Source organism: Mycobacterium sp. URHD0025, from assembly GCF_000426065.1.
In the GTDB taxonomy this organism is placed as follows: Bacteria; Actinomycetota; Actinomycetes; order Mycobacteriales; family Mycobacteriaceae; genus Mycobacterium.
This window is the reverse complement of sequence record NZ_AUEQ01000012.1, coordinates 111859-131388: the sequence shown is the minus strand read 5'-3', so window position 1 is coordinate 131388 and position 19530 is coordinate 111859. Positions and strand designations below refer to the sequence as shown.

Here is a 19530-nt window from a genome sequence, read left to right as displayed (position 1 = left end):
AGACTTACAGCGTGTCCGCGCTGGCCTTCACCCTCGTCGCACTGGCTCTGGTCGGACCGGTGCCGGCAGTGCTGGCGCGCGCGGCGTGGCCGTTGCGCGCCCCACGCGCGGCGATCGTGCTGTGGCAGTCGATCGCACTGGCCGCCGTCCTGTCGGCCTTCTCTGCAGGTATCGCCATCGCCAGCCGGCTGTTCGTGCCCGGGCCCGATGGGCGGCCGACGGCAACCATCACCAGCGAGATAGAAGCCCTCGGCTGGCCGCTGTGGCTGCTCCTGGTCGTGGTGTTCACCCTGACGCTGTTCGTCGGCGGGCGGCTGTGCGCGGCCGTGATCCAGGTGGCGGTGGCCACGCGACGCCGCCGCGCACATCACCGCATGATGGTCGACCTGCTCGGCAAGTCGCGCGACGCGGTGCCCGCCCACCTCTGTACGGCGCACCGACCGTTCGCCGGCGACGGACTGCGCATCCTCGACGTCGCACAGCCGCTCGCCTACTGCCTTCCCGGGGTCCGCAGCCGCGTCGTGGTCAGCGAGGGAACCCTGACCACCTTGTCCGACAACGAGGTCGCCGCGATCCTCACCCATGAGCGGGCCCACCTGCGCGCCCGCCACGATCTGGTGCTGGAGATGTTCACCGCCGTCCATGCGGCCTTCCCGCGGTTCGTCCGCAGCGCCAACGCCCTCGATGCGGTCCGGCTGCTGATCGAGCTTCTGGCCGACGACGCCGCGGTACGCACCGCGGGTCCCACTCCCCTGGCCCGGGCGCTGGTCGCCTGCGCCAGCGGCCGCACTCCCTCGGGTGCACTGGCCGCAGGCGGGCCGACCACCGTGATCCGGGTGCGACGCCTCGGTGGCAAGCCCAACAGCGTGGCCATGGCCGCCACCGCCTATCTGACCGCGGCCGCCGTTCTGGTGGTACCCACCGTCGCCGTCGCAGTCCCCTGGCTCACCGAGCTCCACCGCCTGTTCGCCGGACTGGGATAAACCCCCGTCCGACAGGCGTTCTGACACAACAAAACAACGAAAGGCTGCTGCATGAGCAAGACCGGCACTTCCGGCACGGCGCAGATCGGAGTCACCGGCCTGGCCGTGATGGGCTCCAACCTCGCTCGCAACTTCGCCCACCACGGCTACACCGTCGCACTGCACAATCGGTCGATCGCCAAGACCGATGCGCTGCTGGCCGAGCACGGCTCCGAAGGCAAGTTCGTGCGCAGCGAGACGATCGCGGAATTCCTTGACGCCCTTGAGAAACCGCGCCGGGTGATCATCATGGTCAAGGCCGGCGATCCGACCGATGCCGTCATCAACGAGTTGGCCGACGCCATGGAGCCCGGCGACATCATCATCGATGGCGGCAACGCCCTCTACACCGACACCATCCGCCGCGAGAAGGCGATCCGCGAGCGCGGCCTGCACTTCGTCGGCGCGGGCATCTCCGGCGGCGAGGAAGGCGCGCTCAACGGCCCGTCGATCATGCCCGGTGGCCCCGCCGAGTCCTACAAGTCTCTCGGCCCACTGCTGGAGGAGATCTCGGCCCACGTCGACGGCGTGCCGTGCTGCACCCATATCGGCCCGGACGGCGCCGGACACTTCGTGAAGATGGTGCACAACGGCATCGAGTACTCCGACATGCAGCTGATCGGCGAGGCCTATCAGTTGCTGCGCGACGGCCTGGACCTGGAGGCGGCACAGATCGCCGACGTGTTCACCGAGTGGAACAAGGGCGACCTCGACAGCTACCTGGTCGAGATCACCGCAGAGGTGCTGCGTCAGGTGGACGCCAAGACCGGCAAGCCGCTGGTGGACGTGATCGTCGACGAGGCCGAGCAGAAGGGCACCGGGCGCTGGACCGTGAAGTCCGCCCTGGACCTCGGAGTTCCCGTCACCGGCATCGCCGAGGCCGTGTTCGCCCGCGCGCTGTCCGGGTCGGTGGCCCAGCGCAAGGCCACCACGGGCCTGGCGTCCGGCGAGCTGGGCGCCAAGCCCACCGACGCCAAGCAGTTCATCGACGACGTCAGCAAGGCGCTGTACGCCTCCAAGATCATCGCGTACGCCCAGGGGTTCAACCAGATTCAGGCCGGCAGCGCCGAATACGGCTGGGATATCACTCTCGGCGACATGGCGACGATCTGGCGCGGCGGCTGCATCATCCGGGCCAAGTTCCTCAATCGGATCAAAGAGGCCTACGACCAGGACCCACAGCTGGCCACCCTGATCGCCGCGCCGTACTTCCGCAGTGCGGTCGAGGCCGGGATCGACAGCTGGCGCCGGGTCGTCGTGACGGCCACCGAACTGGGCGTCCCGGTACCGGGCTTCGCGTCGGCACTGTCGTACTACGACGCGTTGCGCACCGAACGGCTGCCCGCCGCACTGACACAGGGCCTGCGCGATTTCTTCGGCGCGCACACCTACGGGCGTACCGACGCCGAGCCCGGGCAGAAGTTCCACACCCTCTGGAGCGGCGACCGCAGCGAAGTGACTGCCTGATTCTCGACCGCGAGCAGACAGAAAACTGCCCATGTCGTCCCGAGATGAGGCAGTTTTCTGTCTGCTCGGCGGAGGAACCGCGCCACTAGACTCGTGGGCGTGCGATTTCTGAACGGACACACGCCGCTGTACGACCTGACCTACAACGACGTCTTCGTCGTCCCGGGACGGTCCGAAGTGGCATCGCGGTTCGACGTCGATCTGTCCACCTCCGACGGTTCCGGCACCACCATCCCGGTGGTGGTGGCGAACATGACGGCGGTGGCGGGCCGGCGCATGGCCGAGACCATCGCCCGGCGCGGCGGCATCGTGGTGTTACCGCAGGATCTGCCGAGCGGCGTCGTCGCCGACACCGTGCAGTTCGTCAAGAGCCGTGATCTGGTGGTGGACACCCCCGTGACGCTGAGCCCTGACGACTCGGTGTCGGATGCGGCGGCATTGCTGCACAAGCGGGCGCACGGCGCTGCCGTGGTGGTGGACGCGGACGCAACAAGCAAATCAGGTGGGGCGGGACGCCCGATCGGACTGGTCACCGAGGCCGGCTGCGTCGGGGTGGACCGATTCGCGCGCATCCGTGACGTCGCGGTGCCAGATTTCGTCACCGCGCCGGTGGGCACCGACCCGAGGAAGGTGTTCGACCTCCTCGAGCACGCGCCGATCGATCTCGCCGTACTCACCGCCGCCGACGGGTCCCTGGCCGGCGTACTCACCCGCACCGCCGCGGTGCGAGCCGGCATCTACACCCCGGCCGTCGACGCCGCCGGACGGCTCCGTATCGCCGCCGCCGTCGGCATCAACGGCGACGTCGGGGCAAAGGCCCGCGCGCTGGCCGAGGCCGGGGTGGACCTGCTGGTCATCGACACCGCACACGGTCATCAGGTCAAGATGCTCGACGCCATCAAATCGGTGGCCGCCCTGGATCTCGGGCTGCCGCTGGCGGCGGGCAACGTGGTCTCCGCCGAGGGCACCCGCGACCTCATCCAGGCCGGTGCGTCGATCGTCAAGGTCGGCGTGGGCCCCGGCGCGATGTGCACGACCCGGATGATGACGGGCGTGGGCCGGCCCCAATTCTCTGCGGTTGTCGAATGTGCCGCTGCAGCAAAGGAACTCGGTGCCCATGTGTGGGCGGACGGCGGCGTCCGGCACCCTCGTGACGTGGCGCTGGCGCTTGCCGCCGGGGCGTCGAACGTGATGATCGGGTCGTGGTTCGCCGGAACATACGAGTCCCCCGGAGACCTGCTGCACGACCGGGAGGAACGCCCGTACAAGGAGAGCTACGGCATGGCCTCCAAGCGTGCGGTGGCCGCCCGGACCGCCGGGGACAGCCAGTTCGACCGGGCCCGCAAGGCGCTGTTCGAGGAGGGCATCTCGTCGTCGCGGATGAACCTCGACCCGGGCCGCGGTGGCGTCGAGGACCTGCTCGACCACATCACTTCCGGGGTGCGCAGCACCTGCACGTATGTCGGCGCCACCAATCTCACCGAACTGCACGAGAACGTCGTGCTGGGCGTGCAGTCGGCCGCCGGTTTCGCCGAGGGCCATCCGCTTCCGACAGGCTGGTGACGTTTCAGCGCTCGCGTCTGCCGCCGATTCCACGACGCGATCGCGATACTATTGGGGCTCTGCGTATACCGAGGGGACGGCCGCCCGTCACCCGGTCGCCCACACTGTGTCAGATCGAACGAAAGGGTTCACGTGCCGCAGGCACCCGCCGAGGCCTCCGGTTCTGAACCGGCCTTCGGGGTGGAACACCAGTCAATGCTGAGCGCCGAAGCTGACGACCCCTCTCCTAGTCGGCCGGGCTCCGGGCCCGGCGTAACCCTGGTGGGAATCTGATGGGCGGCTCGACGGATCTGGTCTTCTCCTTGCTGTCGATCCTGGCGATCGTCCTGCTCACCTTCGGCACCGCGGTGTTCGTGGCCGCCGAGTTCGCTCTGACCGCGCTTGAGCGCAGCACCGTCGAGGCCAACGCCCGCACCGGTGACCGCCGCGACCAACTGGTCCGCCGCGCACACCGCACGCTGTCCTTTCAGCTGTCCGGGGCGCAGGTCGGCATCTCGATCACCACCCTGGCCACCGGTTACCTCGCCGAGCCCGTCGTCGGGGAGTTGATCCGGCCCGGGCTGGACGCGCTCGGTATCCCCGCCAGATTCGCCGGCGGCTTGTCGCTGTTCCTCGCCGTACTCATCGCGACGTCACTGTCGATGGTGTTCGGCGAGCTCGTCCCCAAGAACCTGGCGGTGGCCCGCCCGGTACCGACGGCCCGAGCGGCCGCACCCTTCCAGTTGCTGTTCTCGATGCTGTTCACCCCGGTCATCCGGCTGACCAACGGCACCGCCAACTGGATCCTGCGCCGGCTGGGCATCGAGCCGGCCGAGGAACTGCGGTCGGCACGCTCGGCGCAGGAGCTAGCATCGCTGGTGCGCAACTCCGCGCGCAGCGGATCACTCGACGCGTCGACCGCATTGTTGGTGCACCGCTCGCTGCAGTTCGGCGAGCGCACCGCCGAAGAGCTGATGACCCCGCGTTCCAAGATCGAGGTCCTCGACGCCGGCGATTCGGTGGCCGAGCTGATGTCGGCAGCGATCCGCACCGGCTACTCGCGCTTCCCGATCGTCGAGGGCGACCTCGACGAGACCATCGGTGTCGTGCACATCAAGCAGGTGTTCTCGATTCCCCGCGAGGACCGGGCCCGGACCCGGCTGGCGGCGCTCGCGCTGCCCGTCGCGACCGTGCCCTCCACCCTCGACGGCGACGCCGTGATGACCCAGATCCGCGCCAACGGGTTGCAGACCGCGCTGGTCGTGGACGAATACGGCGGCACCGCAGGCATGGTGACGGTGGAGGACCTGATCGAGGAGATCGTCGGCGACGTGCGCGACGAACACGACGACGCCACCCCCGACGTGGTGCCGGCCGGAGCCGGCTGGCAGGTGTCGGGGCTGCTGCGCATCGACGAGGTGGCGGCGGGCACCGGATTCCGTGCTCCCGAAGGCGAATACGAGACCATCGGTGGCTTGGTCCTGCAAGAGCTGGGCCACATACCGGAGAACGGCGAATCCGTGGAGCTCACCGCTTTCGATCCCGACGGAGATCCCGACAAACCGGTGCGCTGGCTGGCCACCGTGGTGCGTATGGACGGCCGGCGGATCGACCTGCTCGAGCTGACCAGCCTCGGCCACCGGGAGAGCAGCCATGGGTGACATTCTCGGCGTGCTGTTGACCGTGCTGCTGCTGGCGGCGAACGCGTTCTTCGTGGCCGCGGAATTCTCGCTGATCTCGGCTCGCCGGGATCGCCTGCAGGCCTTGGCCGAACAGGGCAAGCGCAGCGCCGTCACCGTCATTCGGGCAGGCGAGCACCTGTCGCTGATGCTGGCCGGCTCCCAGTTGGGCATCACGATCTGCTCGATCCTGCTGGGCCGGGTCGGTGAGCCCGCCGTCGCGCATCTGTTGGAGAAGCCGTTCGCATTGGTCGGCGTCTCCGACACCGTGCTGCACACGGTCTCGTTCTTCGTCGCGCTGGCCGTCGTGGTGATCCTGCACGTGCTGCTCGGCGAGATGGTGCCGAAGAACATCGCCATCGCGGGTCCCGAGACGGCAGCAATGCTGCTGGTCCCGCCGTACCTGCTGTACATCCGGGCGGCGCGGCCGTTCATCGCGTTCTACAACTGGTGTGCCAATGCGACCCTTCGCGCTTTCCGCGTCGAACCGAAGGACGAGCTGCAATCCGCTGTGTCGACCGTCGAGTTGTCGGAGATGATCGCGGAGTCGGTTTCGGAAGGTCTGCTCGACACCGAGGAGCATGGACGGCTCACCCGGGCGCTGCAGACCCGCAGCCGCACGGTCAGCGATGTGGCGGTGCCGTTAAGCGAGATTCACGCCATCCCGGTCGCGGCCGAAGGCAGTGGTCCGACCGTCGGGGCCGTCGAGCGGGCCCTCGCCGAGACCGGGTATTCGCGCTTCCCCGTGACCGACGGATCGGGATCCGTCGTCGGGTATCTGCACATCAAGGATGTGCTGCCGCACATCAACGACCCCGACGCGGTGCTCGCCGCGACGATGGTGCGTCCGCTGCCCCGCGTCTCGGCGACGACGCCGCTGCCCGACGCGTTGTCGTTGATGCGGCGGAGTAACAGTCACCTCGCCCTGGTGGTCGCCAATGAGCGTTCAGCCGACTTGCAGGCTGAAGGCACGCAGGACATCGTGACCGCGATGGTCGCATTGGAGGACCTGGTCGAAGATCTGGTCGGAACGGTACGCGACGACACGCATCGCATCTGAGCCGAAAGGACTATCGATCGAGCAGCCCGCGCAGGATGAGGTCTGCCAGGTCGGCGGCTGCGCGCTCGATGTCCTGCTCGTCGATACCGCGCACGCACACCGCGTACATGGCGGCCCCGCCGATCGCGTCCATGATGGTGTCGACGTCGACCTGCGGACGCACCCGTCCCTGCGAGGCGGCCTCGTCCACGAGTGACGTGAGCTGGGTGCGTGCGGCGGCATCGAGGCGCTCGGTCATCAGCCTGCGGATGTCGGAGTCGGCGCGCAGGTCGGTCAACAATCCCGGAATCGATTCGCGCACAGCGGGTTCGCAGAACATCAGAAACGCACCGCGGCACAGCCGGGTGATCTCGGCGGCGATGTCGTCGCTCGGCGCGGCCGGGTCCAGATCCGGGAAGACCGCTTCGTGGACCAGCAGCGCCTTGGACTTCCACCTGCGGTAGATGGTCGGCCGGCTGACTCCTGCCGTGCTGGCGATCAGGTCGATGGACGTGGCCGCGTAGCCACGCTGCACCAACAGCCGGCGGGTGGTGGACAGTACCGCCTCGTCGATGGACGGGTCCGGACGTGAGCCCTGCCGCCGATGGCGGATGCCGGCCGAACGCAACTCCACGTTGTCTCCTCACATCGCCGGGCGGGTCAGCCGAGTTTGGCACATCCCGGCACACGGGAGTTCCCACTGCATCACCGCCTATTGCCATGGTGCCACATTTGTTGTTACATCGTGTAACGACAAATGCTCACGGGAGGCGAACGCCTTGGGATCACAGCTTCCGCTCACGGCGCGTGGGCAAGACGGCCGCCATCTACACACCTGCCCTCTGTGTGAAGCCATGTGCGGCTTGGAAGTTCACGTCGACGGCGGCCGGGTCACCCGCATCACGGGCAACCGGGACGATGCCTGGAGCCGCGGTCACATCTGCCCGAAGGGCGCGTCACTCGGAGCGCTCCACGAGGACCCCGACCGGATCCGGCGACCGATGATCAAGACCGATGGAACCTGGCACGAGGTCAGCTGGGTCGAAGCGTTTCGCCGCTGCACCGAGCTCCTGGCACCCGTCATCGAGAAGTACGGCATTGGCGCCGTCACCGCTTACACGGGAAACCCACTGGGACATACCTTTTCGTTGAGCCGCTATGCCGGAGTGCTGATGGGGATGTCCGGGATACCGTCCACCTATTCGCCCGGAACCATCGATCAGTGGCCGAAGAACCTGTCGTCACACCTGATGTACGGCAGCTGGTGGAGCTTCCCGATCCCCGATCTCGAGCGCACCTACATGTTCGTCATCATGGGCGCCAACCCCGCCGCCTCCCAGGGGTCCATGATGTCGGCTCCCGACGTCGTCGGACTCATCGACCAGATCAGCAAGCGCGGCAAGGTGATCGTGGTCGATCCGGTGCGCACCGCGACCGCGGCGCGGGCCGACGAATGGCTGCCGATCACCCCCGGCACCGACGCTGCGCTGCTGATGGCAGTGACACACGTGCTGTTCGACGAGGACCTGGTCCACACCGGCCACCTCGCGCCCCTCCTCGACGGGATGGTCCGGCTGCGCGTGATCGCCGGGGACTGGTCCCCCGAACGCGTCGCCGGCACATGCGGTATCGACGCAGACCGCATCCGGGACCTGGCCCGCGAACTCGCCGCCGCGCCCCGAGCCGTGGTCTACGGCCGAATCGGGTTGTGCAACCAGGAGTTCGGCAGCCTCGCCAGCTGGCTGGTCGACGTGGTGAACATCCTCACCGGGCACCTCGACACGCCCGGCGGTGCGATGTTCCCGCGCCCGGCGGTCTGGACCCTGACCACCGAGACCCTGCCCGGACTTGAGGACGGGTCGGCCGGCTTCGGGCGCTGGCACACCAGGGTGCGTGGCGCGAAGGAAGTCCTCGGCCAGGCCCCCGTGTCCTGCCTCGCCGAGGAGATCGCGACACCCGGCGAGGGCCAGATCAAGGCGCTGATCACGGTCGCCGGCAATCCGGTGCTGTCCACCCCGGGCGGACACAAGCTCGACGACGTGCTACCCGACCTCGAGGCGATGATCTCGGTGGACATCTTCCTCAACGAGACGACCCGGCACGCCGACGTCATCCTGCCCGGTCTGTCCCCTCTGGAGCAGCCACACCACGACGATCTGCTGCTGGGCTTCGCGATCAACAGCTTCGCGAACTATTCGCCGCCGGTGTTCTTTCCCGAGGACCCCGACCGGCCCGAGGAGTGGGAGATCCTCATCCGGCTCACCGGGCTGTGCACCGGCACCCCGGCCGAGGACGTCGACGTCGCGGCCATCGATGACGGATTCTTCGACTACATGGCGTTCACCCGGGGGCTCGACGGCGCCGCCCTGCGGGAGCAGTACGAGGCCGGCGGGCCGGAACGGATGCTCGACCTCACGCTGCGCACTGGTCCGTTCGGCGATCGGTACGGCGAGAACCCCGACGGGGTGACCCTGGAGGCGCTCAAGGACCAGCCGAACGGCATCAACTTCGGCCCCATGGTCCCGCGGATCGCCGAAGTGCTCCGGACCGCCGACGCCAAGATCCGCCTCGCCCCCGAGTACCTGACCGACGACCTGCCACGGCTCGCGGCGCGCATCGTCCGCCCCGCCGACGACCTGGTCCTCGTCAGCCGTCGGCATCTGCGGTCCAACAACTCGTGGCTACACAACATGCCGCCGCTCATGAAGGGCAAGAGCCGCTGCACGTTGCTGATCCATCCCACCGACGCCGAGCGCCGCGGGGTCCTCAGCGGCGATCTGGTGACCGTCACGTCCTCGGCGGGCAGCGTCGACGTTCCCGCCGAGGTCACCGATGACATCAGGCCGGGCGTCGTGTCGATGCCGCACGGCTGGGGTCATGCGAAGGCGGGCACCCGGCTGCGGGTCGCCAACGCCTCCCCGGGCGTGAACACCAACATCCTCTCGCCACCGACCTTCGTCGACGAGCCCTCCGGCAACGGTGCGCTCAACGGCATCCCGGTGACCGTCGGCGCCGCGAACTCTCTTCACCACAACCATGAAATGGAGAACCAGTGAACAATACTGCAGCCCAAGCGATTTCGGCTGAAGCGTGGGTGGCCACCGCCCTCGGCGATCCGGCGAAGGTCCTCGAACGCCAAACCGTCGAGGTGCGCGCCCCCGGGCCCGGTGAGGTGCGGGTCGCGGTGCGGGCATTCTGTCTCAACTTCAACGACATCGACGTCATCCAGGGCCGGTACACCACCATGCCCCTGCAGGCGCCGTTCATCCCCGGCATGGAGGCCGTCGGTGTCGTCGAGAGCGCCGGTCTCGGTGCCGAGCACCTGGTGGGCCGGCGCATCGTGGGCATCCCGTCGATGGCCTTCGGCGGGTACGCCTCCTACGCCATCGTGGACGCCGCGACCGCACTCGAGCTGCCCGACTGGATCAGCGATACCGACGGCGCCGCCCTGCACTACCCGTTCCACCTGGGCTGGTTCGCCCTGCACGAGCGGGGCCGGCTGAAGGCCGGCGAGACGCTGCTGGTGCACGCGGCGGCCGGCGGTACCGGCTCGGGCGCGCTGGTGCTCGGCAAGGCGCTCGGCGCCCGGGTGATCGCCACGGCGGGCAGCGACGCGAAGGTCGAGTTCTGCCGCCGGCTCGGCGCCGACCACGCGATCAACTACCGCAACGGCGACTGGGTCGAGCAGGTCATGGACCTCACCTACGGCCGCGGAGTCGACGTCGCATTCGACGCGGTCGGCGGCAGCGTGACCACCGACACGTTCCGCTGCATGGGCCTGCACGGCCGGCACCTGATGGCCGGGTTCGCCGAGGACATCGCGCTGGAGGACGGCGACTACCTCTCGCCCCGTCCCATCGCCTACGGCAACTTCGACGTGTGCGGCGTCTGCCTGGTCTACGTGACCGATCCGCTGGCGGTCCGCCGCACCCTCGGGTTCAACTGGCCCGCCCGCTCCGAGGGCCTCGATGCCCACGTCAAGCTGCTCGAGATGCTGCGCACCGGCGCGATCCACACCGTCGTCGGCGCCGAGGTGGCGTGGGCGGATCTGCCCGCGCAACTGGAGCGGATGCAGGCCCGGCAGACCACGGGCCGGTTGGTCGTCACCACCGGCGCACACGACTGAGCCGCCGACTCCACCGGTAGGCTCGAGCCGCACGGCGGCGGGCATCTGGTGGAGGAGACATGCAAGGACGCGCTGGATCTGGCGCGGCTGGACAGACCCTGCCGGGTGTCGCCGAAGCCGACGAGGTTTTGGCGGCCCCGGACTGGGCGGCCCGTGCGGAATCACACCGGCGCCGCGCCGACGACTTCCTCACACCACACCTGCGACGGCAACACGCCGGTGAACCGCATCCGGTGTGGGATTTTCTGTTCACCTATTACAGCCTCCGTCCCCGGCAGCTACGACGATGGCATCCGGGGTTCGGGGTGGTGCTCTCCGGCGAGGGCGCCGACGAGTATCTGCAGCGCACCGGGTACGGCCCGCATGCGCGCGGCGTCACGGTCCGCGACGATTACCTGTTGTCCCGTCTTGAGACGGTCCGATTCGTCGCCCGGTTGATGCGCGCGACCGCGACGCGCGCACCCCGGATGAACTGTTTCGGCCTACACGAATGGGCCATGGTCTACCGGACTCCCGAGCTGCGGCACGGCCAGGTTCCGCTGCGCCTCGGCGGCGTCGGGACCGATGCCGTCGTCGAGTCAATGCCGTTGCGGTGCACCCACTTCGATGCGTTTCGCTTCTTCACCGACGCCGCGGTCAGCCGCAACGACCGACAACTCAGCCGGGACCAGCAGATCGACACCGAGCAGCCCGGCTGCATCCACGCCGCGATGGACACCTACAAGTGGGCCTACAAACTGGGCCCTCTGGTGCCGTCTGAGTTGGTGATGGACGCGCTCGAACTCGCGGCCGACGCGCGGGCGCTCGATATGTGTGCCAGCCCATACGACTTGACGCAGTATGGTTTCCAGCCGATCGCCATCGAAACACCGGCCGGGCGTGCTGAATACGTCAGGGCCCAACAGCGCATCGCCGAACGGGCGGCTCCGTTGCGGGTCACTCTGGCAAACCGGTGTGAGCTGTTGCTCACCGGGCTGGACGGCTGAAAGGCCGACGTTACCAATGGGTAAGCTGGATAAACGGCAGGCATCGCACGGTGCCTGGAGCCGAGGGAGGAAACGCGCATGACCAACCGCGTGACTGTCGGAAACCTGCGTGTGGCGCAGGTGCTGCACGACTTCATCACGAACGAGGCACTGCCGGGAACCGGCGTCGACCCGGACAGCTTCTGGTCCGGCGTGGACAAGGTCGTCGCCGACCTCACCCCGAAGAACCAGGACCTGCTGGCCCGTCGCGATGATCTGCAGGCGCAGATCGACAAATGGCACCGCGCACATGTGCTGGAGCCGGTCGATCCCGAGGCCTACAAGCAGTTCCTCACCGATATCGGCTACCTGCTGCCCGAGCCGGCCGACTTCAGCATCACCACCTCCGGCGTGGACGACGAGATCACCTCGACCGCCGGCCCTCAGCTCGTGGTGCCGATCCTCAACGCCCGATTCGCCCTCAATGCGGCCAACGCCCGGTGGGGCTCGTTGTACGACGCGCTGTACGGCACGGACGTCATCAGCGAGGAAGACGGCGCGGAGAAGGGGTCCGGCTACAACCAGATCCGCGGCGACAAGGTGATCGCCTACGCGCGCAACTTCCTGGACGAGGCCGCGCCGCTGGCCGCCGGCTCCTGGAGCGACGCCACGGGACTCAAGATCGTCCAAGAAGACGGGGCCGGCCAGTTGCTGGTGACCTACGGTGATGATCTCAGTACCGGCCTCGCCACGCCCGAACAATTCGTCGGCTACACCGGTGAGCTGGGCCGGCCCCAGTGGTCGGTGCTGCTGGCCAACCACGGCCTGCACATCGAGATCCTCATCGATCCCGACTCCCCCGTCGGCTCCACCGACGCCGCCGGCATCAAGGACGTGGTCCTGGAATCCGCGATCACCACGATCATGGACTTCGAGGATTCGGTTGCCGCCGTCGACGCCGACGACAAGGTGCTGGGCTACCGCAACTGGCTGGGCCTGAACCGCGGCGATCTGTCGGAGGAAGTCGCCAAGGGTGGCAAGACCTTCACCCGCGTGCTCAACCCCGACCGGACTTTCACCACCCCGGACGGCGAGGGTGAGCTGACCCTGCCGGGACGCAGCCTGCTGTTCGTCCGCAACGTCGGACACCTGATGACCAACGACGCCATCGTCGACGCAGACGGTAACGAGATCCCCGAGGGCATCCAGGACGCCCTGTTCACGGGCCTGATCGCCATGCACGGATTGAAGGATGCCGCCGACAACGACGGAGCCAACGGGCCGCTGAAGAACAGCCGCACCGGCTCGGTCTACATCGTCAAGCCCAAGATGCACGGTCCCGACGAGGTCGCCTTCACCTGCGAACTGTTCGGCCGCGTCGAGGACGTGCTCGGCCTGCCGGGCGGCACCCTCAAGGTCGGCATCATGGACGAGGAACGCCGCACCACGGTCAACCTGAAAGCCTGCATCAAGGCAGCGGCCGACCGCGTGGTGTTCATCAACACCGGTTTCCTGGACCGCACCGGCGACGAGATCCACACCTCAATGGAGGCCGGCCCGATGATCCGCAAGGGCGCCATGAAGGCCCAGCCATGGATCAAGGCGTACGAGGACAACAACGTCGACGTCGGGTTGGCCACCGGCCTGGCCGGTAAGGCCCAGATCGGCAAGGGCATGTGGGCCATGACCGATCTGATGGCCGACATGGTCGAGCAGAAGATCGGCCAGCCGAAGGCAGGCGCCACCACGGCGTGGGTGCCGTCGCCCACGGCGGCCACCCTGCACGCGATGCACTACCACCAGGTGGACGTCGAGGCCGTTCAGAAGGAACTGGCCGGCAAGAAGCGCAGCACCATCGAAGACCTGCTGACCATCCCGCTCGCGGATTCCTCGCTGACCTGGTCGCCGGAGGAGATCCACGAAGAGGTGGACAACAACTGCCAGTCCATCCTGGGCTACGTGGTCCGCTGGATCGACGCCGGTGTCGGCTGCTCGAAGGTGCCCGACATCCACAACGTGGCACTCATGGAGGATCGCGCGACCCTGCGGATCTCCAGCCAGCTGCTGGCCAACTGGCTGCGTCACGGCGTCATCACCGAAGAGGACGTCAAGGCCAGCCTGCGCCGGATGGCCGCAGTCGTCGACGAGCAGAACGCCGGTGACGCCGACTACCTGGCGATGGCCCCCGACCCGGAGGCCAGCATCGCGTTTGCTGCGGCACAGGAGCTGATCCTGTCCGGGGCCCAGCAGCCCAACGGTTACACCGAGCCGATCCTGCACCGGCGCCGCCGCGAGTTCAAAGCGAGCACCGCCGGGAAGTGATTAGACTTCGGCGGGTCCGGATGACTAGTCGGCGCGAGACGTACAGGGGTTAGGAATGGGCAGGCACAGCATTCCCGACCCTGAGGATGCTCCCGACGAGCCGCACGTCGGCGAGTCCGGGTTCTCCGATGAATACGAGCCCGACTACGAACCGCCCCGCCGCGAGCAGTCTCGGCGCGCCGGAGACGATTTCGGCGCGCCCGGGCATCCGGCCGACCGCGGCTACCGGGATGCGCCCGCCTACCGCGACCAGCCCGACGACCGGGCGCATCGAGCCGAGCCCGACTACCGCACGCCCCGGTACGCGGACGGTGACGACGACTACGAATCGGACTATCGGGACTCGGAATACGCCGACTACGACGAAGCGGACTACGTCGAGGACGCCGGTTACGACGACGAGTTCATCGACGGATACCGCGGCAAGTACGCCGATGCCGCCGACGACGACTATGCGCCGGAATTCTCGGCCGAGTATTCCGAGGACGAGTACGCGGACGACGACTACGCCGATGATCAGCCGACCGCGCAGTTCGAGGCCGTCTCCGAACCGCCACCCCCGTCCACCCCGTCGAGTCGCCAGCACGGCGGCGACTGGGACGGCGGCGAGTGGACCGGCAGCCATCGCGCGGTCGCGTCCGGGCGCCGCGGTGTCAGCGTCGGTGTGATCGTCGCCCTCGTCACGGTGGTGGCCGTGGTCGGCGCGATGATCCTGTGGAAGTTCGTCGGTGGCGTTCTCGCCGGGCGCAGCGACGCCGCGGCCGCGCGGTGTGTCGACGGTGAACTCGGCGTTGCGGTCATCGCCGACCCGACCATCTCGACACATATCGAGGGGCTCGCCAACGCCTACAACGAATCGGTCAGTCCCGTGGGTGACCGCTGCGTCAAGGTCCGCGTGCAGTCCGCCGAATCCGACCGCGTGGTCAGTGGTTTCGCGAATACGTGGCCCAAGGAACTCGGCGATCGTCCGGCGCTGTGGATACCGGCCAGCAGCATCGCCGAGGCGCGACTGGAGGCGACCGCCGGCGCCAAGACCGTCAGCGACAGCCGCTCCCTGGTCACCTCACCGGTTCTGCTCGCGGTCCGTCCGCAGCTCAAGGACGCGCTGGCACAACAGACCTGGGCCACCCTGCCGCAGTTGCAAAGCAGCCCGCCCGCGATGAACGCGCTCAAGCTGCCCGGTTGGGGCACGCTCAAACTCGCGCTGCCGACCCACAGCAACGGCGACGCCGCCTCGCTTGCCGCCGAGGCCGTGGCCGCGGCATCCGCGCCCGCCGGGGCGCCGCCGACCTCGGGTATGAGCGGCGTCAACAGTCTGCTCAATGGGCAGCCCAAGCTCGACGACGCCGAACTGGGGACCGCCCTGGATGCGCTGCTCAACGCGTCCGATCCGGCGACCGCGCCGGTACACGCGGTGGCCACCACCGAACAACAGGTCTTCCAGCGGGGCACGTCACTCGACGACGCCAAGTCCTCACTGGCCGGTTGGGTGCCGCCCGGCCCGACCGCCACCGCCGACTACCCGACTGTCCTGCTGGCCGGAGACTGGCTGGAGAAGGAACAGGTCACCGCGGCCAACGAATTCGCCCGCTACCTACGCAAACCCGAGCAGCTCGCCGAGCTGGCGAAGGCCGGCTTCCGGGCAGAGGGGACGACGCCTCCGTCCAGCGACGTGACCGATTTCGGGAAGCTGGCGGCCCCGTTGTCGATCGGTGACAACACCATGCGGGTCACGCTGGCCAATGCGACCGCCGCGCCGACGGGAAGCCCCGCCGTCACGATCATGCTCGATCAGTCGATGCCGACCGAAGAGGGCGGCAAGTCCCGGCTGGCCAACGTGGTGGCCGCGCTCAACAGCAGGCTCAAAGCACTACCGGACACCGCCGCCGTCGGCCTGTGGACCTTCGACGGCACCGAAGGCCGGTCAGAGGTGTCGACCGGGCCGCTGGCCGAGCCGGTGAGCGGTCAGCGCCGCTCCGAGGCGCTGACCTCGACCTTGGACGAGCAGTCCGCTTCCGGTGGCGGCGCGGTCTCGTTCACCACGCTGCGCATGCTCTACAACGAGGCGCTGTCGAAATACCGTGAGGGCCAGACCAATTCAATTCTGGTGATCACCACCGGCCCGCACACCGATCAGAGCCTGGACGGGTCGGGCCTGCAGGATTTCATCCGCGGCGCATACGATCCCGCCCGGCCGATCGCGGTCAATGTCATCGATTTCGGCAGCGGGTCGGACCGGGCCGCATGGGAAGGGGTCGCGCAGGCGAGTAGCGGCACCTACCAACATCTTTCCAGCTCCGCGTCGCCCGACCTGACCAACGCCGTCAACACCATGCTGGGCTGAGCCGCGGCACGCTGAGCACACGCCGCATCGGATGTTCCGCGGCGCGCCGTTTTCTACCCCAGGGTGGGCCGAAGCGATCGTGCACAGCCCCGGGATAGAAATCGACGCATAAAAGCGCCCAGCCTTTTCGCGCGCTAGGCGAACGCCTCCACCGGCGGGCAGGAGCAGACCAGGTTCCGGTCGCCGTAGGCGCCGTCGATGCGGCGAACCGGCGGCCAGACCTTCGGACGGAAGCCCTTGCCCAGCGGGTACGCGGCCTGTTCGCGGGTGTAGGGGTGATCCCAATCCGCCACCAACAGGCACTCGGCCGTGTGGGGCGCGCCGCGCAGCGGGTTGTCCTCCACCGGCCACTCCCCCGAACCGACGCGGTCGATCTCGGCGCGGATCGCGATCATCGCGTCGCAGAACGCGTCGACCTCGGTCAGGCTCTCACTCTCGGTCGGCTCGACCATCAAGGTGCCCGCCACCGGAAAGCTCATGGTGGGTGCGTGGAAACCGTAGTCGGCCAGCCGCTTTGCCACATCGTCGACGGTCACGCCGGTGTCCTTGGTGATCGCGCGAAGATCGAGGATGCACTCGTGGGCCACCATGCCGTTCTCGCCGGTGTAGAGCACCGGGTAATACTCGTCGAGCCGGCGGGCCACGTAGTTGGCCGACGCGATCGCGGTCAGCGAAGCCGCGCGCAGGCCCTCGGCACCCATCATCCGGATGTAGGCCCACGTGATCGGCAGGATCGACGCCGACCCGTACGGTGCCGACGACACGGTGTGCTCGTCGGGCAGCTCATCGGCCAGCGGATGGCCCGGCAGGAACGGCGCCAGATGCGATCGCACCGCGACCGGTCCGACACCGGGACCGCCGCCGCCGTGCGGGATGCAGAACGTCTTGTGCAGGTTCAGATGGCTGACATCACCGCCGAAGCGGCCCGGCCGGGCCAACCCGACCAGCGCATTGAGGTTCGCGCCGTCCACGTAGACCTGCCCACCCACATCGTGCACCGCCGCGCAGATCTCGGCGACATCGTGCTCGTACACCCCATGAGTCGAGGGGTAGGTGATCATCAGCGCCGCGATATGGTCCGCGTGCTGAGCGATCTTCGCTCGCAGGTCGTCGAGGTCGACATCGCCGTTCTCGCGGCAGGCCACCACCACGACCCGCATGCCGGCCAGCGCTGCCGACGCCGCGTTGGTGCCGTGTGCGCTCGACGGGATCAGGCACAGATCGCGATCCGTGTCGCCGCGGGAGACGTGGTAAGCCTTGATGGCCAGCAGGCCCGCGTATTCACCTTGCGAACCGGCGTTGGGCTGCAACGAAATCTGGTCGTAGCCGGTGATCCCGGTGAGCCAGTCCTGCAGATCGGCGATCAGTTTGCGTAGCCCCGGATTGTCCGACGCCGGCGCGAACGGGTGCTGGCGGCCGAACTCGGGCCAGGTGATCGGCTCCATCTCAGCGGCCGCATTGAGCTTCATGGTGCAGGAGCCCAGCGGAATCATGCTGCGGTCCAGAGCAATATCTTTGTCCGCCAACGACCGGAGGTATCGCATCATCTCCGTCTCGGTGCGGTAGGCGTTGAACGCCGGATGCGTCAGGAATTCCGATGTACGCGTCGCGATGCCGGCATTCAGCGGATCGGTCGCCGGGGCGGCTCCGAATGCCCGCAGCACCGCGGCCACGTGCTCGTCGGTGGTCGCCTCGTCGCAGGACACCGACACATGGTCGGCATCGACACGCCACAGGTTGATCCCCTCGGCCTTGGCCGCCGAGATCACATCATCGGCGCGCCCGGGCACTCGGGCCAGCACGGTGTCGAAGTACTTGTCGTGCACCAGCGCATCGCCGAGCGCGGCCGCGATCACCGAGGCGTGGCCGTGCACGCGGCGGGCGATCGCGGTCAATCCCTGTGCACCGTGGTAGCTGGCGTACATCGCCGCCATCACCGCCAGCAGAACCTGAGCGGTACAGATGTTGCTGGTCGCCTTGTCCCGGCGAATGTGCTGCTCACGGGTCTGCAGGGCCAGCCGGTAGGCCGGCGCCCCGTCCGCATCCACGGACACGCCGACCAGCCGGCCCGGCAACTGACGGGCGTGCTTGGCGTGTACGGCAAGGTAACCCGCGTGAGGGCCGCCGAATCCCATTGGTACACCGAACCGTTGGCTCGTCCCGAAGGCCACGTCGGCTCCGGCCTCCCCCGGCGGGGTGATCAGGGTCAGCGCCAAGAGATCGGCGCCGACGGCGACGAGCGCACCGCGCTCATGGGCGGCGCCGATCAGCTCCGACCATTCGTCGACACGGCCGCTTGCCCCGGGCAATTGCACGATGACGCCGAAGAACTCTCCGTCAGGAAGTCCCTGGCGCAGATCCGCGGTGACGATCTCGATGCCGAGCGGCTCGGCGCGGGTGGCCAGCACGGCAGCGGTCTGCGCGTACACATCGGTGTCGACCACCAGCCGGTTGGTCTTGGACTTGGTCGCGCGGTGCATCAGCGTCATGGCCTCGGCCGCGGCGGTGCCCTCGTCGAGCATCGAGGCGTTGGCCACTTCGAGGCCGGTCAGGTCCGACACCATGGTCTGGAAGTTCAGCAGCACCTCGAGGCGGCCCTGGCTGATCTCCGGCTGGTACGGCGTGTACGCGGTGTACCAGGCGGGGTTCTCAAGAATGTTGCGCCGCAACACGGCGGGGGTGAAAGTGTCGAAATACCCTTGGCCGATCATCGAGACCGCGGTGGTGTTGGAATCGGCAAGGGCACGCAGCTCGGCCAGAGACTCCTCCTCGGTGGCCGGCGCGGGTAGGCCTTGCAGGCCTGGGGCGATCCCGTCGGAGGAGAGCGCGTCGAGGATGCCTGCCGGCAGCGCCTTGGCGGCGAGCTCGTCCAGGGAGGCCACGCCGATCACCTCGAGCATGGTGTTGACGGCGGCGGCGTCGGGGCCGATGTGACGATCGGCGAAACGCGATGTGTGCTGGTCGGACACGACACTCTCCTGAGGCGCAGACGTGCTGAGACGTCGTAGGCGTCCCTCTCCCTCT

12 protein-coding genes are annotated in these 19530 nt (G+C 68.1%); 10 read left to right on the top strand and 2 right to left on the bottom strand.

All coding sequences use genetic code 11. The features are described from left to right. The first annotated feature begins 11 nt into the window (after positions 1 to 11). The 5 genes from H977_RS0119295 to H977_RS0119275 all read left to right on the top strand — a co-directional run bounded on the left by H977_RS0119295 (position 12) and on the right by H977_RS0119275 (position 6770). The gene (locus H977_RS0119295) at positions 12 to 983 is read left to right on the top strand and encodes a M56 family metallopeptidase (RefSeq protein ID WP_029109390.1); all 972 of its coding nucleotides are present in this window, start codon (positions 12 to 14) and stop codon (positions 981 to 983) included. A 51-nt stretch (positions 984 to 1034) separates the two neighbouring features. Continuing rightward, the gene (gnd, locus tag H977_RS0119290; RefSeq protein ID WP_029109389.1) at positions 1035 to 2489 is read left to right on the top strand and encodes an NADP-dependent phosphogluconate dehydrogenase; all 1455 of its coding nucleotides are present in this window, start codon (positions 1035 to 1037) and stop codon (positions 2487 to 2489) included. Between the two features lie 99 nt (positions 2490 to 2588). Next, entirely contained in the window at positions 2589 to 4052 is a 1464-nt protein-coding gene (locus H977_RS0119285; RefSeq protein ID WP_029109388.1) for a GuaB1 family IMP dehydrogenase-related protein, read from the top strand. A 272-nt stretch (positions 4053 to 4324) separates the two neighbouring features. Further along, on the top strand, positions 4325 to 5692 hold the full coding sequence (locus H977_RS0119280) for a hemolysin family protein (protein WP_029109387.1): 1368 nt from the start codon (positions 4325 to 4327) through the stop codon (positions 5690 to 5692). Next, positions 5685 to 6770, top strand: coding sequence for a hemolysin family protein (locus tag H977_RS0119275; RefSeq protein WP_029109386.1), 1086 nt, complete (start codon positions 5685 to 5687; stop codon positions 6768 to 6770). The genes H977_RS0119280 and H977_RS0119275 overlap by 8 nt, the downstream gene beginning before the upstream one ends. 10 nt (positions 6771 to 6780) lie before the next feature. Here the strand turns inward: H977_RS0119275 and H977_RS0119270 are convergent, their stop codons facing one another. Next, entirely contained in the window at positions 6781 to 7383 is a 603-nt protein-coding gene (locus tag H977_RS0119270; RefSeq protein ID WP_029109385.1) for a TetR/AcrR family transcriptional regulator, read from the bottom strand. A 145-nt stretch (positions 7384 to 7528) separates the two neighbouring features. On the opposite strand from H977_RS0119270, the gene H977_RS0119265 reads away from it, so the two are divergent. From H977_RS0119265 to H977_RS0119245, 5 genes are all read left to right on the top strand, one after another. Continuing rightward, positions 7529 to 9805: a molybdopterin-dependent oxidoreductase gene (locus tag H977_RS0119265; RefSeq protein WP_029109384.1), complete on the top strand. Its 2277-nt coding sequence runs from the start codon at positions 7529 to 7531 to the stop codon at positions 9803 to 9805. Continuing rightward, the gene (locus tag H977_RS0119260) at positions 9802 to 10875 is read left to right on the top strand and encodes a zinc-binding dehydrogenase (protein WP_081681780.1); all 1074 of its coding nucleotides are present in this window, start codon (positions 9802 to 9804) and stop codon (positions 10873 to 10875) included. The genes H977_RS0119265 and H977_RS0119260 overlap by 4 nt, the downstream gene beginning before the upstream one ends. A 59-nt stretch (positions 10876 to 10934) precedes the next feature. Continuing rightward, positions 10935 to 11861 (top strand): 3-methyladenine DNA glycosylase, encoded by a 927-nt coding sequence (locus H977_RS0119255; protein WP_155946724.1) that lies wholly within the window; start codon positions 10935 to 10937, stop codon positions 11859 to 11861. A 78-nt stretch (positions 11862 to 11939) separates the two neighbouring features. Beyond that, a complete protein-coding gene (locus H977_RS0119250; protein WP_029109381.1) occupies positions 11940 to 14162 on the top strand; it encodes a malate synthase G in 2223 nt (740 codons plus the stop codon). 55 nt (positions 14163 to 14217) lie between these two features. After that, entirely contained in the window at positions 14218 to 16506 is a 2289-nt protein-coding gene (locus H977_RS0119245; protein ID WP_029109380.1) for a substrate-binding domain-containing protein, read from the top strand. Positions 16507 to 16640: 134 nt separating this feature from the next. Here the strand turns inward: H977_RS0119245 and gcvP are convergent, their stop codons facing one another. Further along, positions 16641 to 19475 carry an aminomethyl-transferring glycine dehydrogenase gene (gene gcvP / locus H977_RS0119240; protein ID WP_029109379.1) on the bottom strand — a complete coding sequence of 945 codons (2835 nt, stop codon included), beginning with the start codon at positions 19473 to 19475 and terminating at the stop codon, positions 16641 to 16643. Positions 19476 to 19530 lie beyond the last annotated feature (55 nt).

Coding starts and splice junctions, on each gene's coding strand:
- H977_RS0119250 (WP_029109381.1), top strand. CDS start 11,940: ATGACCAACCGCGTGACTGTCGGAAACCTGCGTGTGGCGCAGGTGCTG.
- H977_RS0119245 (WP_029109380.1), top strand. CDS start 14,218: ATGGGCAGGCACAGCATTCCCGACCCTGAGGATGCTCCCGACGAGCCG.
- H977_RS0119280 (WP_029109387.1), top strand. CDS start 4,325: ATGGGCGGCTCGACGGATCTGGTCTTCTCCTTGCTGTCGATCCTGGCG.
- H977_RS0119255 (WP_155946724.1), top strand. CDS start 10,935: ATGCAAGGACGCGCTGGATCTGGCGCGGCTGGACAGACCCTGCCGGGT.
- H977_RS0119275 (WP_029109386.1), top strand. CDS start 5,685: ATGGGTGACATTCTCGGCGTGCTGTTGACCGTGCTGCTGCTGGCGGCG.
- gnd (WP_029109389.1), top strand. CDS start 1,035: ATGAGCAAGACCGGCACTTCCGGCACGGCGCAGATCGGAGTCACCGGC.